This is a genomic window from Sphingobium sp. RAC03, assembly GCF_001713415.1.
Lineage (GTDB): Bacteria > Pseudomonadota > Alphaproteobacteria > Sphingomonadales > Sphingomonadaceae > Sphingobium.
Genome location: NZ_CP016456.1, coordinates 3,176,894 through 3,192,158, shown reverse-complemented (window position 1 = coordinate 3,192,158; position 15,265 = coordinate 3,176,894). Strand labels below are relative to the sequence as shown.

The 15,265-nt window shown below is 57.9% G+C and carries 13 protein-coding genes and 1 pseudogene; 4 read left to right on the top strand and 10 right to left on the bottom strand.

Annotated features, from left to right (window positions below; genetic code table 11):
* Positions 1 to 53: 53 nt before the first annotated feature.
* From BSY17_RS19805 to BSY17_RS19795, 3 genes are read right to left on the bottom strand one after another with little or no spacing between them, the layout of a single operon-like run.
* Positions 54 to 1,055, bottom strand: a complete 1,002-nt coding sequence (locus BSY17_RS19805; RefSeq protein WP_216095586.1) for a zinc-binding dehydrogenase — start codon at positions 1,053 to 1,055, stop codon at positions 54 to 56.
* Positions 1,056 to 1,074: 19 nt separating this feature from the next.
* Positions 1,075 to 2,724: a tannase/feruloyl esterase family alpha/beta hydrolase gene (locus BSY17_RS19800; RefSeq protein WP_216095584.1), complete on the bottom strand. Its 1,650-nt coding sequence runs from the start codon at positions 2,722 to 2,724 to the stop codon at positions 1,075 to 1,077.
* 43 nt (positions 2,725 to 2,767) lie between these two features.
* On the bottom strand, positions 2,768 to 3,121 hold the full coding sequence (locus tag BSY17_RS19795) for a putative quinol monooxygenase (RefSeq protein WP_069066753.1): 354 nt from the start codon (positions 3,119 to 3,121) through the stop codon (positions 2,768 to 2,770).
* Between the two features lie 113 nt (positions 3,122 to 3,234).
* On the opposite strand from BSY17_RS19795, the gene BSY17_RS19790 reads away from it, so the two are divergent.
* Positions 3,235 to 4,143, top strand: a complete 909-nt coding sequence (locus BSY17_RS19790) for a LysR family transcriptional regulator (RefSeq protein ID WP_069066752.1) — start codon at positions 3,235 to 3,237, stop codon at positions 4,141 to 4,143.
* A gap of 144 nt (positions 4,144 to 4,287) precedes the next feature.
* Positions 4,288 to 4,932: a glutaredoxin 2 gene (grxB, locus tag BSY17_RS19785; RefSeq protein WP_069066751.1), complete on the top strand. Its 645-nt coding sequence runs from the start codon at positions 4,288 to 4,290 to the stop codon at positions 4,930 to 4,932.
* Positions 4,933 to 5,805: 873 nt separating this feature from the next.
* Here grxB and BSY17_RS21980 read toward each other — a convergent pair.
* Together BSY17_RS21980 and BSY17_RS19780 are read right to left on the bottom strand one after the other, a co-directional pair.
* Positions 5,806 to 5,931 (bottom strand): annotated as a pseudogene (locus BSY17_RS21980) (IS110 family transposase); the annotation flags it as partial.
* A 164-nt stretch (positions 5,932 to 6,095) separates the two neighbouring features.
* Positions 6,096 to 7,577, bottom strand: a complete 1,482-nt coding sequence (locus BSY17_RS19780) for a benzaldehyde dehydrogenase (protein ID WP_237236401.1) — start codon at positions 7,575 to 7,577, stop codon at positions 6,096 to 6,098.
* Positions 7,578 to 7,711: 134 nt separating this feature from the next.
* Between BSY17_RS19780 and BSY17_RS19775 the strand changes: the two genes are divergently transcribed.
* Positions 7,712 to 8,647 carry a LysR family transcriptional regulator gene (locus BSY17_RS19775; RefSeq protein ID WP_069066750.1) on the top strand — a complete coding sequence of 312 codons (936 nt, stop codon included), beginning with the start codon at positions 7,712 to 7,714 and terminating at the stop codon, positions 8,645 to 8,647.
* Positions 8,648 to 8,713: 66 nt separating this feature from the next.
* On the opposite strand, the gene BSY17_RS19770 is transcribed toward BSY17_RS19775, so the two are convergent.
* Together BSY17_RS19770 and BSY17_RS19765 are read right to left on the bottom strand one after the other, a co-directional pair.
* Positions 8,714 to 9,592, bottom strand: a complete 879-nt coding sequence (locus tag BSY17_RS19770) for a transporter (RefSeq protein WP_171899276.1) — start codon at positions 9,590 to 9,592, stop codon at positions 8,714 to 8,716.
* Between the two features lie 46 nt (positions 9,593 to 9,638).
* Positions 9,639 to 11,369: a GMC family oxidoreductase gene (locus tag BSY17_RS19765; protein WP_069066749.1), complete on the bottom strand. Its 1,731-nt coding sequence runs from the start codon at positions 11,367 to 11,369 to the stop codon at positions 9,639 to 9,641.
* A 559-nt stretch (positions 11,370 to 11,928) separates the two neighbouring features.
* Here BSY17_RS19765 and BSY17_RS19760 point away from each other — a divergent pair.
* Positions 11,929 to 13,293, top strand: a complete 1,365-nt coding sequence (locus BSY17_RS19760) for a DUF6161 domain-containing protein (protein WP_069066748.1) — start codon at positions 11,929 to 11,931, stop codon at positions 13,291 to 13,293.
* A 177-nt stretch (positions 13,294 to 13,470) separates the two neighbouring features.
* Here the strand turns inward: BSY17_RS19760 and BSY17_RS19755 are convergent, their stop codons facing one another.
* From BSY17_RS19755 to BSY17_RS19745, 3 genes are read right to left on the bottom strand one after another with little or no spacing between them, the layout of a single operon-like run.
* Positions 13,471 to 14,103 carry a hypothetical protein gene (locus BSY17_RS19755; RefSeq protein WP_069066747.1) on the bottom strand — a complete coding sequence of 211 codons (633 nt, stop codon included), beginning with the start codon at positions 14,101 to 14,103 and terminating at the stop codon, positions 13,471 to 13,473.
* 3 nt (positions 14,104 to 14,106) lie between these two features.
* The gene (locus tag BSY17_RS19750; protein WP_069066746.1) at positions 14,107 to 14,295 is read right to left on the bottom strand and encodes a hypothetical protein; all 189 of its coding nucleotides are present in this window, start codon (positions 14,293 to 14,295) and stop codon (positions 14,107 to 14,109) included.
* A complete protein-coding gene (locus tag BSY17_RS19745) occupies positions 14,292 to 14,480 on the bottom strand; it encodes a hypothetical protein (protein ID WP_069066745.1) in 189 nt (62 codons plus the stop codon). Before BSY17_RS19745 ends, BSY17_RS19750 begins: the two co-directional genes overlap by 4 nt.
* Positions 14,481 to 15,265 lie beyond the last annotated feature (785 nt).

Here is a 15,265-nt window from a genome sequence, read left to right as displayed (position 1 = left end):
TGTCCTTCATGTTGAGGTTGCGAAAGCGGTGGCCGTCCGCAATGCGATTAGCTTCATAAGTCTGACCCCTGTTCCTGGGTGAGGACCACGATCTTGCCGCCAGCCTGATTGCTTTCCATCAAGCGATGCGCCTCGACGATGTCGTCGAACTTGAAGATTTTGCCGATCCTCACTGGCAGCGTGCCACTCTCGACCCTATCGATCAGCGACTGGAACGGCATGGCCATGAAATCATCGACCCCGCCCGAATATGTCGCCAGCGACACGCCGGTGGGGATGACGTCCATCGGGGCGAAGTCGGCAAACGACCAGCGGTCGCCGACCATACCGGTCATGCAGACGATGCCGGGCTCGCGCACGGCTGCCAAAGAGTCCGCCAGCGTTCCGGTCCCGATCAGTTCGAGAACCTTGTCCGCACCGCCATTCCACAGGCTGCGTACGGCGGTCGCGACCGTACCTTTATCAACAAGGAAATGATCAGCGCCAGCGCCCCTGACCACAGCTTCACCCAACGGATTTCGTGACGTCGCGGCGATCAGCGCGCCATGTGCCTTGGCGATGGCCGCTGCTGCCAGGCCGATGGAGGTGGTGCCGCCCCGGATAAGCAGGCGCTCGCCTCGCTGCAGGCGGAGCCCACGAAACAGCGCACCCCATGCGGTTTGCAGCATCTCGGGCAGGGCGCCGAGCATGTGCCAGGGGAGGGGGCTGCGAAACGATCGTACTTGTCCTACCGGTACGCAGACATATTCCGCATATCCGCCATCGAAATCGCGGCCCATTCCGCCCATCACGGTGGCCACCTTCTCACCAGCGTCGAACTGGCCACCGGGTGCCGCTGCGACGACCCCGGCAGCCTCGATGCCCAGAATGCGGGGAAATACTACATCCGGCGAGTGGCCCTGGCGGGTGAACATCTCCGAGCGGTTAAGGCCAAATGCCTCGACTCGGATCAATACTTGTTCCGCATTTGGTACGGGGAGGGGGCGATGCTCGATCCGTAGGACTTCGGGCGCGCCCGCCTCGCGGATGACCACGGCGCGCATGGTCTTGGTCATAGGCCTGTCCTCCTCGCCGTCAGTTGAGATAGCGGTCTGCTGGCCGTTGGTCCACGCCCCGCGAATGCGGCACGCAGACAAAACTCGACTGCTTCGACGCGTCGCCGCTACGATATTGGGGCAACGCCGGATAGGCGCAGATCGGCCTGTCCTTGGCCGGTTGGCCCTCGTCCGCCGGAGTGCGTGCGATCAGCATGGCTGGAGGCTTCGCGCCTTCGGTCCAAGCGACAAGGGTCATGAGCGCGTCATTCTGCGCCGTTGGTGGAACGCTTGACGTGAAGGGCTGCCCGATATCAGTAACGCCGGGCCCACCAAAACAATGGCCCATCCCTGGCACAAGGAAGAGCCGCGCGAACTGCTGGTTAGTACTGCCTGCACTCTCCTCCAACCGATCATAATAATTGACCACCTCGGCGAACGGAACGGCCGGATCGGCAAGCCCCGAATAGATCATCAGCTTGCCGCCCCGGCGCGCGAACGCGGAGAGGTCAGCGCTGTTTGCGTTGAGCACACTGGCAAGCTGTGCATCGACACGATCAAGGTCGGAATCGAAGTCAAACCGGCTAGGCACGAATGCTGCGCCAAGGGTCCAGCGAAACGGATAGAATTGTTGATCCGGCCAGGTTGCTGGATCGCCTTGCATCACCGGCCCAAGCGGCTGGTCTTCGCTACCTGGCGTCAGCCCTGCATATATGCGCTCACCAGTATGTGGATTGGTAGGCCCCGCATAAAGGCGTTGGACCGTCGCGAGTTGGGGTGCAGTCAGGCAGTCCTCTGCAGACGTTCCTGATCGACAGATGGGAAGGGATGCAGGATCAAAGCTGCATCGCCTCGGGTCGATCAAAAAGCGGTCGCCTGGTGCCCCGCCATCCTTGCCCGCGCAATTGGCAAGGACAGCACGCGACACCATCGCCCATTGGCCCGCCGACAGCTTCGCCAGGGGCGAGACGTTGAGCGCAGCGTAGTTCCAGAGAAAATAGCTTGCGACATGGGTACGGTTGTTGCCCGGATCTCCTGCAAGAATGCCGTCATAATCTTCCGGATACCTTTGAGCCGCGCTGAGCGCCTGCTGTCCGCCGGTGGAACATCCTTCAAAATAGGACCGGAAAGACGTAACTTTGTAGAATGTCGATACCATCGTCTTGGCCACCCGCGTCATTTCGTGTGTCGCGCGGTGACCGAAATCGACCCACCGTTCAGGATGGCCGATCGTGCTATTGATGGCAGGGGCGGTCCCCATGTCGGTATTGGCGACAGCAAAGCCGCGCTTCAAGCCTTCGACCATGCCCATCTCGTAGGCGATCCGCCCGGCACCGCCGCCATTACCGGTCCCAAGCAATCTGCCGTTCCATTTGTTGAGCGGGAGCCAGATCTCGATGCCGATCTGGCTGTCCGGGGTCGGCGTGGCGACCGCTACTACACGGCAAAACGCGGGCATCGACGCGACGCGCTGTACAAGGTCGGGGGCAATTGGTGATGCTGCGACCTTGAGCGCGCCTGCGGCGACCGGGGTCGCAGAAACGATCCGCGTACCCGTCAGTGAAGCGCCTACGAGCGTTCCACAGTCGCTCGGACCTGAGGTCGCCTGCGCAAAGACTGGACCCGATGCCAGCGCAAGGAACACAGCGCCAGACAGTCCGGTCCAGCGGATCGTTCTTGACGGTTTCACCAGAATAGCTCCTATTTTTTCGACGTCGATGCCTGTCTGGAGATTACCGGGAGAAGCCGGCGAATGGGGTTAGATATTCAGCACCAAACCCGTCGAGTTTCGCGCGGATTTCGGGTGTTGTGTCGCCATAGACATACAGCTTGTCGATCTTGGCGAGGTTAAGGAAGCGCTCGGCAAATGGCGCGAAAGTCTGCTCGACATGCGGCAATAGACCTTTGGTACGGTACTTTTCGACGATGTGGATAACGGTGCGCTCGGCATTGACGACATATTCGTAGGTCGTCGTATCGGCTTCCTTGGAGGTCGCTTCGACGATCTGCTCGACCAGCGTCTTGAACGCGTCATAGTCAGCGGGTTTCAGCGAGAGATGATATATTGAGTAGATTTCGTCCTGCATATTCTATCCTCCAAAATGCGCGCGTGGGCGCGGCGTTACAGGCCCTTATGTATAGCGGAACAATCCGCTATAAAGGCCAGCATTGGCAACTCTAAGTGGAATGAAATGCTACAATGCCTGAGCAGGATCCTCTTCAAGGCGTGTCCGTTTTCGTCGCCGCAGCACGTACCGGCAGTTTCACACTCGCGGCCGATCGACTCGGCATCACCAAGTCAGCCGTTGGCAAATCCATCGCCAAGCTAGAGGTTAGGCTCGGCACGAAGCTGTTCCATCGCACCACGCGGCTTAGCCGCCTGACGTCGGACGGCGAGGCCTATCTTGCCGCCTGCGCTTCTGCGATGGACGAGGTTACCGCTGCCCAGTCGGCGCTCACTTCGTCCGGCCATATCCTGAGCGGGCGGCTTCGCATCGATATGCCAGTCGCGTTCGGACGCAGCGTTTTACTGCCGATTCTGGCCGACATTGCGCGATCCAATCCTGGCCTCAACCTTGCACTGACCTTCACTGACGCTACCAGCGATCTGCTCCAGGACGACGTCGATCTCGCAATCCGTTTCGGCGCCCTGGCTGACAGCAGCCATCTGATTGCGCGTCATCTTGTCGATCAGGAGCGGATAATATGCGCCGCGCCAGCCTATCTGGACGAACATGGGCGACCCAATACCCTTGCCGACCTTCGCGCGCATCGGTGCGTGGTGGGCTCGCCAAAGGGGCCGCCTCTGGCCTGGATCGTGCGCGAGGACGGCGAGATTCGGAAGGTCACGCCCTTGGTCGCGCATCAGATCAGCGACGGCGAAGCGATGGTGGATGCGACCGTCGCCGGGCTGGGCCTTTGCCAGGTCCCGATCTCTATGGTGCGTGAACGCCTGGATCGGAAAGAACTTGAGGCAGTGATGACAGATTTTTCTACGGTTCCGGTCGAGGTCCACGCCGTCTGGCCGCGTCGCGCCCACCTCACGCCGCGCGTGAGGCATGTCGTCGACCGGTTGGTCCTGGAGGCGGCGCGAGGTGGACTGAACTGAGATCGGCAGCGTGATAGTAGCGTTGCGGTCTACCCAGAAGAGCCAGGCAGCCACTTTATTAAGCCCGCCGCAACCGTAGATAGAGAGTGTCAATGCAACCCAGCGTCGGCCTCTCTGCAACGCGCATCTGTGAAGTCAATCGTCATGAAGCTTTTCGTCTACGACCATTGCCCCTTTTGCGTGAAAGCCCGCGCCGTCTTCGGATTGAAGGGCGTTCCCTACGATCTTGTCATCCTATTGAACGATGACGAGGCAACGCCGACCGCGATGATCGGCAAGAAAATGGCCCCGATCCTCGATCATGATGGACGCTTCATCGCAGAAAGTATGGATATCGTCGCTCATATCGACGCCATGGCTGGGCCGCCCATCCTCTGTGGAGCTGCAAACCCGGCCGTTGCGCAGTGGATCAGCGATACGTCGGATCCGCTTTTCAGGTTGGCGCTGCCGCGATGGGCGACTTCCCATTTTCAGGAATTCTCTACGCCGCAAGCGAGGGCCTATTTCACGCGTAATAAGGAAGCCATGATCGGCTCCTTTGCAAATCATATGTCAGCGAGTCCTGACTACATTGGCACGCTAAATCGGCATTTGCCGGCGCTCGCTGCGCTGATCCAGTCCTCAGATGCGGTAAACGGTGAGCTATCCGAAGACGACATCCACCTGTTTGCCACCTTGCGCACATTGTCGATCGTGCGCGGGATCGTTTATCCGCCCGCCGTCGAGGCCTATCGTATGCGGATGGCGGAGCGCACCGGTATCGACCTTCACGACCCGATCGCATTATGAAGGTTGACGTGACCTGATGTGATGGCGCGGACGACTTCTGCACCAGCGTAGCTGTGGCATGATGTGTTCGTAGTAGTTACATGCCTGGACGCCCCCCCCCCGCGGCGTAAGAGCTATTGTTTAGCGATGAACTCCGGTCGGGTGCATCCATATGTTCGGCCTGTTTTCGCAGCACCGTATGGCTGCTGCTACTGATGACGTCCACAGGTCGGCTGCCTAATCACGCTATCGCGCCCGAAGTGCTGTGACCCTCAGGGTTTTGCCGTTCCCCGATCCGACCGGTTCGTCATCCCCATTCTGCTACTCTTACGCCATCATGCCGCCGGACATTAACCGCAGTACGGATGACAGTCACGCGGTTGCAGCCGCGTAGACTTCTTAGCACGGCATAATCGCCCAAGCGATGTGCGCTGTTTTATTGGCGAGCGCGACTGTCGTGATCTTCGCAGGCTTGTATTCCAAGAACTGGGCCATCCACGTCTGCCGGTCGTTATTTTTTACGTCTCATGCCCATCATCGCAGGCGCGCCGTCCACAAGAAGTCTTCGAAAGTAGCCGTCGCCCGGCTTGGTGATCCCGCCTAGCGGTTCCTTGCCGTCGGAGCTGCTAGCTCGATGGGGAAGCCCGAGCTAGGCTGAAATCTGCGATAGAATCGGAACAGAGACGCATCGGGCACTGCCGAGGTATGGCCGACGCTGCGATCGGGCCAAGACTCAGGATCGAAGCGAGCCGAAGGTTTGTCTAGTCGGCGCAGTGTCATGCGAGTATCAGCGCTTCAAGTCTGATAATTTCGGTTTTGAACGCCCACAGTTGGGTGGCAATGCCGTGCAGCGCTGACCGAGCATGAGAAGGCAGTTCCTCCTGTCGTTCATGCGAAGCCAACTATCTCTGCGCGCCGAAGCTTGCGCTGCATCAAAACGGCACCGACACCCCCGATCGCGTGAACTTGGAAAACGCTTTTCGCCAGATCGGGTCCGACGGTAACAAACTCCTGCTTCATTTGCCGACTTCTACACGTGCACTTTTAACCACCGCATCATGCCAAAGCTACGCTGGTGAAGAATTCAGTCAAGCCACCATGACAGGCCGCGCCACTTCCAGCAATCACGACGTACTAATATTGTCCCAAATGGTATTTCACAGTCCTTATGCTGTCGTGTCCGTTTAGAACGGATAGGCTGGCGCTTCGCCTTTGATCGTAACCCACTGCCATTCGGTGAACTCTTCCCAGTTGGCCGGGCCGCCGATCGCGCTGCCATTGCCCGACGCGCCGACCCCGCCGAAAGGATTGACCACTTCGTCATTAACCGTCTGATCGTTAATATGCAGCAGGCCGGTCTGGAGCTGCTCACCCAGTGCCAGCGCGCGCGACACGTTGCGTGACAATATGGCGGCCGACAGGCCATATTCGGTCTGATTGGCAAGCTTCACCGCCTCGGCATCGTTGGCAAACGTCGTGATGACAGCCACCGGACCGAAAATTTCTTCGCGAAATGCGCTCATGTCAGGGGTGACGCCAGACAAGACCGTGGGAGCATAGAAAAGCCCATCCGCCGTGCCACCGGTGGCCAAGATAGCGCCAGCATCGACCGTTTCGCGTACAACCTTGATCACATGATCGGCCTGCCGCTGATTGATGAGCGGCCCGATTGCGATCGTCTCGTCGGTTGGGTCGCCCATCGGCAACGCCTGGGCCTTTTGCGCCAGCGCCTTTACAAAATCCACGGCGATAGCCTCATGCACCAGCACCCGGCCGGCCGACATGCAAATCTGCCCTTGGTGCAGGAACACGCCCCACGCCACGTTACGCAAAGCCAAATCGATATCCGCGTCCTCCAGAACGATGATCGAATTCTTGCCGCCCAGTTCGAGCGACACCTTCTTGAGGTGGCGACTGGCATTTTGCCCGACCATCCGTCCCGCGCCGGTCGATCCTGTAAACTGGATCATGCCGATTTCAGGGTCGCTGCACAACGCTTCACCCGCCTCGCTTCCACCCGGGAGCACATGCAGGACGCCGGAGGGTAGGCCGGCCAGCTCAAACAGGCGCGCGATCACCAGCCCGCCGCAAATCGCCGTGCGCGGATCGGGCTTGAGGATAACGGCATTGCCCACGGCAAGCGCGGGCGCGACCGCCCGCATTGCCAGATAAAGCGGAAAATTAAACGGTGCGATGATGCCGATAACCCCGATCGGGCGGCGCCGGGCCAGATTGATACGACCCGGGCTCGTCGGCAGGACCAACCCCTGCGCCTGGTGCGGCATGGCTGCGGCCAGCTGGATAGCCTTGAGCGTGACCTGCAACTCAAACGCTGCCTTTCCACGGGCCGAACCGCTTTCCCGCACCACCCAATTGATTATGTCTTCGCGATATCGTTCGCCTAAAGACAGGGCGCGCAGGAAAACCGCTGCGCGGTCGTCTGGGCTGTTTGCAGTCCATTCGCGTTGTGCCTTGCGCGCTGATCTAGCAGCGATAGCAACTGTGTCGGCATTGGCCAGCGCAATCGTGCCGAGCCGTGCACCAGTTGCCGGTTCAACGGCCGCTACAAGATCTTCACCGCTTGACCAGCCATTGCCGTAAAACATACCGGAAAGATAATTTTCGGGCAGAAACGTAGCGGCTGCCTGCGCGCTGCTATTGGGCATAGCCATCTCCTTGTTATAGTTTCAAACATTCGTACGGTCTTTCAAATGGAGGCCCCAAACTTCCTTTGCAAAGACCAACTTGGTTGCCGATTATATCCTGAGGGTATAATCATCCATTGTAACCCAGAGGACATATGGCAGACATTCGACGATTGCGCTATTTCGTCACAGTAGCGTCCGAACGCAGCTTCACGCGTGCCGCTGCGCGTCTGAACATGGCGCAGCCACCGCTCAGCCGGCGCATCCAGGAATTAGAAGAGGAGGTCGGCACGACACTGATCGAGCGTAGTTCCCGCCCGCTGGTGTTGACGCCTGCAGGTCAGCTTTTCTACGTGCATGCACTTCAGGTTCTGGACAGGCACGATGTCATGGAGCGGGCTATGGAGGGCTACATTACCGCCCAGCGCCCACGTTTCACGCTGGGCTTGATTCCTTCAGAATTTTATGTCCGCCTGCCGCAGATCGTGCGGCGCTTTCGAACGCAGGCACCCGATACGGACCTCATCCTGAGTGAAATGAGCAGTTCAGAACAGATCGAGGCGTTAAAGGCTGGGCGTATTGATGCCGGGCTTGGTCGGGTACGTATCGACGATCCGGCGATCTCGCGCGAATTGTTGCGTGAAGAAAGGCTTGTCGCTGCAGTACCGGCGGGCTGGGGTAGTCCCCATGATCCCATCGAACTGGCGCAACTCGCTCGCATGCCGCTCCTCCTTTATCCCCGCGAACCCCGGCCGAGCCACGCGGATGTCATATTATCCATTTTCCGCGACTCAGGCATCACGCCTGACGAGGTGATTGAGGTTCGGGAGCTGGAAACGGCGTTGATCATGGTTTCGGCAGGCGTTGGAGCTTGCCTCATCCCAGCAACATCGCAATGGCTTGCCCATCCCGAAGTCGTCTGCCGACCCGTACGGCCAAGGGCTTCGTCACCAATTTTCCTCTATCACCGGCCCGGCGAGATGTCCCTTCAGTTCATGACGCTGCTTCGGACATTTGCCTCCTTGTTTGCAGAATGGGGCTATCCGCTCTCCCCGCGCTTGCTTCAGGCAAGCCCGAAGCAGCTCGACTGAATCTTCTCCAAGCGCACGAAGGGTGATGCACCGTTCCTGCGTATGTCCTTGCGTGTCAGAAGATTTTCAGGACGCGGAGCTGTACGCGACCCGCTTCGCGGAGCCCCCTTCGACATGCACCATCCGGCCCGCAATGGCCTCAAGCTGCACGCTCTTCGACACCATGGTCTGCACAGCCGCACGGATCTGCTGATTTTCGGTCTTCGTGCCATTATAGAGGCCGTCGACCTGCTGTTTGCCACCCCAATATCCTGCATAGCCAAGAGATAGCGATGTCTTGGGGTTTAACGCATATCGACCCCACAGCTGCACCGACGCGCTTTTGTCCTGCGACAGTGTCTGTTTTGCCGCGCCATATTTATCATTGTCGCCGTACCAGATTACATCTCCTGTCAGATCGACGGTAATGCCCTTGCCCAGACCCTTGATCAAACCGATTTGGAGGTCATAGGTCATGCGGTTCCCGCCCAGATTAACCGCCTTCTTGTGGTCATAGGTTCCCGTGGGGAAAGTCAGGATTGGCGACACGCCTAGATAGGTCGCATGGTCAGGATCTGGCTTGTTCACCAGCCACACGGTCGCAAAGGGCGTGATGTCGCCAATTCCGCTAGATTTGTTTAGGCGCTGGCCATTGACCTTGCCATCATAAATGGTTCCGAATGGCACAATGATCTGTGGATCGACGATGAAGGGGCCGATCTTCATAAAATGCACGAAACGGGCGAGGCCGATTGCGGATCGAAGCCTGGTCCCGTCCTTCAATGTCCCGACATCAGGCACCTGCAACTGGTCGCGGTCGGTATAGATGCCGTAGAGAAGAGCCAGATTGGTGCCCTCAGGGAGCGCGGTATAATCCCCCGGATCAACATCGACTGCATGGGCCTTACCGGAAATTCCCACAGCGACCGTCAGCAGAGCGGCCATGCGCAGGACGCGCGACTTCATTGGCATTTCAACCATAAAAACTCCCAAAATATTATGTTGTGATCCCTCAGGCTGCCAGAAGGGCGCCGGCCTGTTCGCCGATGATGACGCAGCCGGCCATCGTGTTGCCGGTTGTGACGCGCGGCATGATGGATGCGTCTGCAATGCGCAGGCCCTCAATGCCGTGGACCCGCAACTGGCCATCCACGACAGCCATGTCGTCACGCCCCATCTTTGCGGTACAACTTTCGTGCCAATAGGTTACGGCTGCATCCCGGCAGAAATTTTCGAGCTGTGGACCCTTAATCGGTCCTGGCATCACTTCGCGCTTGTTATAGGCAGCTAGTGGCCCGGAGTTGCCGATCTCGCGACACAGTTCGATGCAGCGAAGGATGGCCGTGCGATCGGCTTCCTCGGCCATAGTGTTGGCAAAGATCTTGACAGGCGCGTTCGGGTCGGCCCCCGTAATTTTCACTTCGCCACGGCTTTGCGGTCGCACAACGGCGGGGGCTAATGACCAGCAGCCGGGCGGCGGCGCAAACTGCTTGCCGGTTTCCTTGCTGGTATAGGGCAGTTCGATCTGGAACGGTTGAAGATCGGGCGTGTCCAGCCGGGCATCACTTTTCCAGAAGAAAGTCGCCTCTGCGGCATTGTTTCGAAAAGCGAGTGGCTCCTTATACTCCCACACGCATCCCGCGATCATGAAATGATCTTGATAATTTTTACCCACACCAGGCAGATGATGCACCACGGATATTCCGTGGCGCTTGAGTTCAGCGGCGTCGCCGATGCCAGACTGCATCAGTATTTTGGGCGTGTTGATCGCGCCCGTCGACAAAACAACTTCTCGCTCGGCACCGATCGAGAACGGCTTTCCGGCCAGCATGATATCAACGCCGGTAGCGCGCTTACCCTTGAAGCGGATCTTCTGTACGGTAGCCTGTGTCAGCACTGTGATATTGGCGCGGTCCAGAATTGGCCGGACATATGTGTGGAATACCGAAAGGCGCTGTCCTTCCTTGATGCGGACATTGGGAATGGCAGCGCCGCCCGTTCCCTCCATCATAGCGCCGTTCATGTCCGTAAAGATTGGAATACCAACCCCTCTGCAGGATTCCAGCATCGCTGGCGCGATCGGTAACGGATTGTCGGGCGCCTGGACATGCACCATGCCGCCTTTGCCGCGTCGCAGCGCGTCTCGTTCGCCCTGCCAGTCTTCGATCCTGCGATAGATTTTCAGCACATTCTCGTAATTCCAACGATCGTCGCCCGCCTCGGACGCGAAATAGTCCCAGTCGTTCCTATGCCCCCGTGCCCAGATCATGACGTTGATCGACGATCCGCCGCCCAGCACCTTGCCCATGGAGAGCGGCATGCGGCGATTGTTGATGTGTGGATTGGGTTCGGCAGCAAAGGCCCAGTCGCGCTCGCCGCCCAGATTCGTGAACCACAGGCCTGGCTTTTCGACGCTAGGAACCTCATCGCTGCCACCAGCTTCGAGCAACAGGACATTAACGGCGGGATTTTCCGCCAGGCGCCGTGCTACAACTGCGCCGGACGATCCCGACCCGCAGACGATATAGTCATAGCTTTTGCGTAGATTGGCGCCCAGCTGCAGCTGATTGGCCCGTGCCCGTTCAGCAAAGCCGGCCATGCCGGCCGCGGCAGCGACGCTCAGTCCGGCCGACAGCGCAATGCGCATGAAATCGCGCCGTTCGATCGTGCCATGCAGAAGCGCCGCTTCGGCCTGCGCGATACATAATGCCGATGCTTCTGGCGGTTGGATAAATTTGGTCAATCGATCACTCCCCATCCTGTCGCTTATGCGGCGGGGGACGTGATCATGAGGCAAGGCAACGGGCACCCGGAGAGGATGTCCATACCCTTTTGCATCAACTCTCCGCCCTCGCTGTCATCGCGCGGTGTATTCACTTTATCTACTCCCAGAGTAAAACCCCTGAGAATGATTGGTCTGTAATGGCTGGTAAGCTTGATCGTCCAAGACTATCGGGATATGTGTTCATACCAGGATAGGCATAATGTGAGTGAACTTTGGCTAGGCCGGGGTCGTTCGGCGCATCAATGCTCATATCCTATCCTGTAAGATGATAATGGTGAGACCGGAATTTTGAGGCACGAGACTGCCGTTCTGGTATCACAGTCCCAATTCCGACAGGCAGCGGCGGTAAGCCATCAGCGTCGCTCAACATCTCAGGCGTCGGTTCGGCGGGGCCGTTTTCCCTTCAGGGTCGGACGGCACCAATATACTCTATTACGCCAACCGATTAGGGCGATCGAGGGTTTATTGGTGTAGCTGGAGAAGGTAAGCACTGCGTCCAGTAAAAGAGGGTGTCGGCATGGGGCAAGAACCGTACATAATTCAGTATAACAGCGTTCTGAATATCGAGCGCGCCAGCCGCAAGACTATCGGATCATATCTCGATCAGGAGAAAGCGGAATGGCTGTCGTTTCTGGCAGAACTACCCGCCTTGGCAGGCCAACTTAGTTTTCAGACCGGGCAGGTGACGCATAGCGGTAACAGCCTAGCCGGTTCCCTTGATCAGCTTGGCAAGCTGATCGACGACGTTGGCAAATTCAATTCGTTCAGCAGGGCTTCGTTCCGTCGTTCTAACATCCTTCCCCCTCCTTCGGACACCGTCGAAGGCCGCTTGGTCCTTGGTTTATACCATGCGGATCGTTCGCAAGACGCCGTCGCTGCCTATTTTCGGTTTGCGGCCATCGAGGCTGGCGTTCCGGTGACCCGCGGTGGCCCTGAAGTATCAAGAGTGCCGATGGAGCGGGGAGAACTGCTAATCGCTGCCGCTCATGCCGCTTCGGTCGTGCCGGGTCATAAGGTTGCCTCCGACGGCCTCAGGTCTGCCAAGGTTCGCGCCACAGCCGTCTTGAAGGCGCTTGATGGGACGGTAGGCGAAGCGGTTCAAGTCAATGCGCAGCATGACGCCAGCCTCCGTGCGACGCGGGATCGAATCGGCCGACACGCGATGAAACTGAGAGCCATCTTTGCAGGCTCTGAGCGCGGGCGGACGAGAAACTATCGTGCCTGGCGATCTGAAATTGAAATGGAGGTCGAGCGCCGGTTCGCCGAGGCGGACATACGCATCGCCAGGCTTGATCGGCTGGCGGAGGAAAAGCAGAAGAAGCGGGACGATGCCTTCGAGGCGTTGAAGGATCTCTTTTACACCCAGCTGCGCCTCAGGGCGCCAGTTGCCCTTTGGGAGGAACGGGCGAAGTCTCACAGAGAACGGGCAGGCGACGCGCTTCGCAACTTCTGGATTGCGGCGGTCATTGCTATGATCCTGGGGCTAGGCGTGCCGTGGCTGGCGGGAGATTATATTGCTGACAGCTTTGCTAAGGTCAGTTGTCTGCCCGGGAAGACCCCAAGCTGCGCTAGGGTATTCTCGGCAAAGGGCCCCCTAACCGTCGCCGGCGTGCTGTTGATGACCTCGCTGATCCTTTGGGCGACCAAAATGCAGTATCGTATCTTTTTGAGTGAGCGTCACCTATCTCTCGATGCCGATGAAAAGCGTGCCTTTGCCGAGACTTTCATGGCGTTGAAGGAGGACACAACGGTCGATCCTGCCAATGAGACAATCGTTCTCACCTCCCTTTTTCGGCCCATGCAGGATGGGATCATCAAAGATGGCGATGGCGGATTTGATTTGTCTGCAGCTGCCCTTCTGGCAAAACAGATGGCGCGGTAGGTAAATGAGCGAAACTGCCGGTTTTGAGGGGGTAAATGATCAAATCCGAGCTAATCGCAAAAATGAAGGAAGCCTCTTCTGTTGCCAATCTGTTCGGTCGGCAAGGGGATCAGAACTGACGCGAGTTTCCGTGTTATCTCCCGCTGAGATTAAGGGACGTAGCGATTCGCCGAACAATCAGGCTTGGGCGATTCGCCGTTCGCTGTCCGATCGTCCTAATTTACTCAGCACACGGCCGAGGAATGTGCGTTTGCCTTCGAGCTTCGCGATCATGCCTGCAAGGCTCTTTTCCCGCCAACGTGCGTCGAGCCGCTCGTCATCCAGGAAATGACGCAATATCTCGATGGGATCATACCGCAGGATCCCGTGCGCCTTGCGTCCGTTGATATCTGAGCGGAGATATTCGAACAATGCTCGCAGGATGTCGATCGCCTCGCGTTTCTCCCCGTCAGCGAGGCTCTGTGCGATATACTCCCGAAGCACGATCGGTGCCGCTGCAAGCTGGCGGCGCGAGGTGCCGTCAGTACGTCCAAGGTCTATTACGTTGGCGACACGGCTTTGAAGGCAATGGAGGGGGTGCATGAGCCGGATGGCCAATTCCGTTTCCTTACCTTCATGATCGTAGGGCAAGATGAGATCTACGACACCCGCCTCAAGACCGCGCTGCACGCCTTTGACGTGGGAGAGGAAGTCTATTTCTATATCGATGCCCTGAACCGTCGCATGAACGATGGCCGTCTGGAACGTGGTGTCGTCGGGGGAGCGAACGTCTATGCTCCCGGCCAGGCCTGCAGCCAGCTTCTCCGCCACACCTCACTGCCCGAAATAGTCGATATCCTTCGACGTATAGGGTCTGAATTCCAGAAGTTCGGCTGCACCTTCCGAATAATATTCCGCCCAGAGGTTCAGCGCCTGGCCGCCAACAACGAATGCTCGATGATCGTCGCTGAGGATTTTTGCTATGTCGAGTACCGCCCTAGGCGGGAGATGGCCGTCCGTCAAATAGCGACAGAACCACGCCTGCCTATCCGAGCGCGGCGGATCGGCAGGCCGTCGAAAAAGCCGTTCTGATGGGCGAGTTGGTCGATCGACACTGCGCCGCTGTGCAGGTCGCGATCGTCCTGATTGCGCGAGCGCTGCTTTTCCCGCTGCCGCTCCAGAACATCATAATGGCCTATCTGTATCATGCTTCCTCAGATACGTGCGTAACGATTTCCGGCCAATGAACGTACGGGCAACCGCTATCTATGCCGTTAAGATAACAGGTAAAAAATTGCCTCGCTGTCCGCTCAGGACAGAGCGAAGCCGCTTTGCGGCGTACTTCTGTGAAGTCGCTCTGTCCCGGGCGGACAGCGAATGCGCGTAGCACATTTTCTGATCAAAAAATTAAGATACTGCAACGGCGCAAGTACGTCCAAGCGGCACGCGGATCGGGCTTGCCCTGTCATCCAAACGCTCACTTGCGATCATCCGACACCTGCGCAATGTTCACGCAAGAGCCGAAAATATCATTTGTACAATCAAGGCTCGACCCACCCATTTCGCAACCTAGCTGAAAGCAAGGCATCAGGAAGGGAAGGAGAGGATGGAAATAGAAGTAAATATCTGTTTAATAAGGAGAAAAGTGCGATCTATGGAGCCGGATCCTTCTGCGGGCATAATTGCGGGCATGATCGCAAGATGCGCAGAAAAAATCCTTTGTTTTCAACCCCAAAATTAAGCATTTCGGTTGCTGCCGGGCCCACCAACGCTACCATCCAATATAATTTTATGTCATGAAAAATCCTTTGTAAAACAAAGGATTACACAGCCATGAGCATTCGAAATAGTTGATAGTAGTTTTAAACTTGAGCGTGATGACTTTACTCAGAACCGTTCGTCCAGAGTAGCCCCTTCGACTGTCGGCCTAGGCAGGCGCGGTTGTGTCCCACGGGGTGGTGTAGGAAGGTTTCCCTGATAGGGTGGCCACCGT

What these genes read in the sequence shown, in the direction of transcription:
- BSY17_RS19805 (WP_216095586.1), bottom strand. Translation starts at nt 1,055, where the DNA reads ATGACCAAGACCATGCGCGCCGTGGTCATCCGCGAGGCGGGCGCGCCC.
- BSY17_RS19775 (WP_069066750.1), top strand. Translation starts at nt 7,712, where the DNA reads ATGGCAGACATTCGACGATTGCGCTATTTCGTCACAGTAGCGTCCGAA.
- BSY17_RS19790 (WP_069066752.1), top strand. Translation starts at nt 3,235, where the DNA reads ATGCCTGAGCAGGATCCTCTTCAAGGCGTGTCCGTTTTCGTCGCCGCA.
- BSY17_RS19760 (WP_069066748.1), top strand. Translation starts at nt 11,929, where the DNA reads ATGGGGCAAGAACCGTACATAATTCAGTATAACAGCGTTCTGAATATC.
- grxB (WP_069066751.1), top strand. Translation starts at nt 4,288, where the DNA reads ATGAAGCTTTTCGTCTACGACCATTGCCCCTTTTGCGTGAAAGCCCGC.
- BSY17_RS19770 (WP_171899276.1), bottom strand. Translation starts at nt 9,592, where the DNA reads ATGAAGTCGCGCGTCCTGCGCATGGCCGCTCTGCTGACGGTCGCTGTG.
- BSY17_RS19795 (WP_069066753.1), bottom strand. Translation starts at nt 3,121, where the DNA reads ATGCAGGACGAAATCTACTCAATATATCATCTCTCGCTGAAACCCGCT.
- BSY17_RS19745 (WP_069066745.1), bottom strand. Translation starts at nt 14,480, where the DNA reads ATGATACAGATAGGCCATTATGATGTTCTGGAGCGGCAGCGGGAAAAG.
- BSY17_RS19780 (WP_237236401.1), bottom strand. Translation starts at nt 7,577, where the DNA reads ATGCCCAATAGCAGCGCGCAGGCAGCCGCTACGTTTCTGCCCGAAAAT.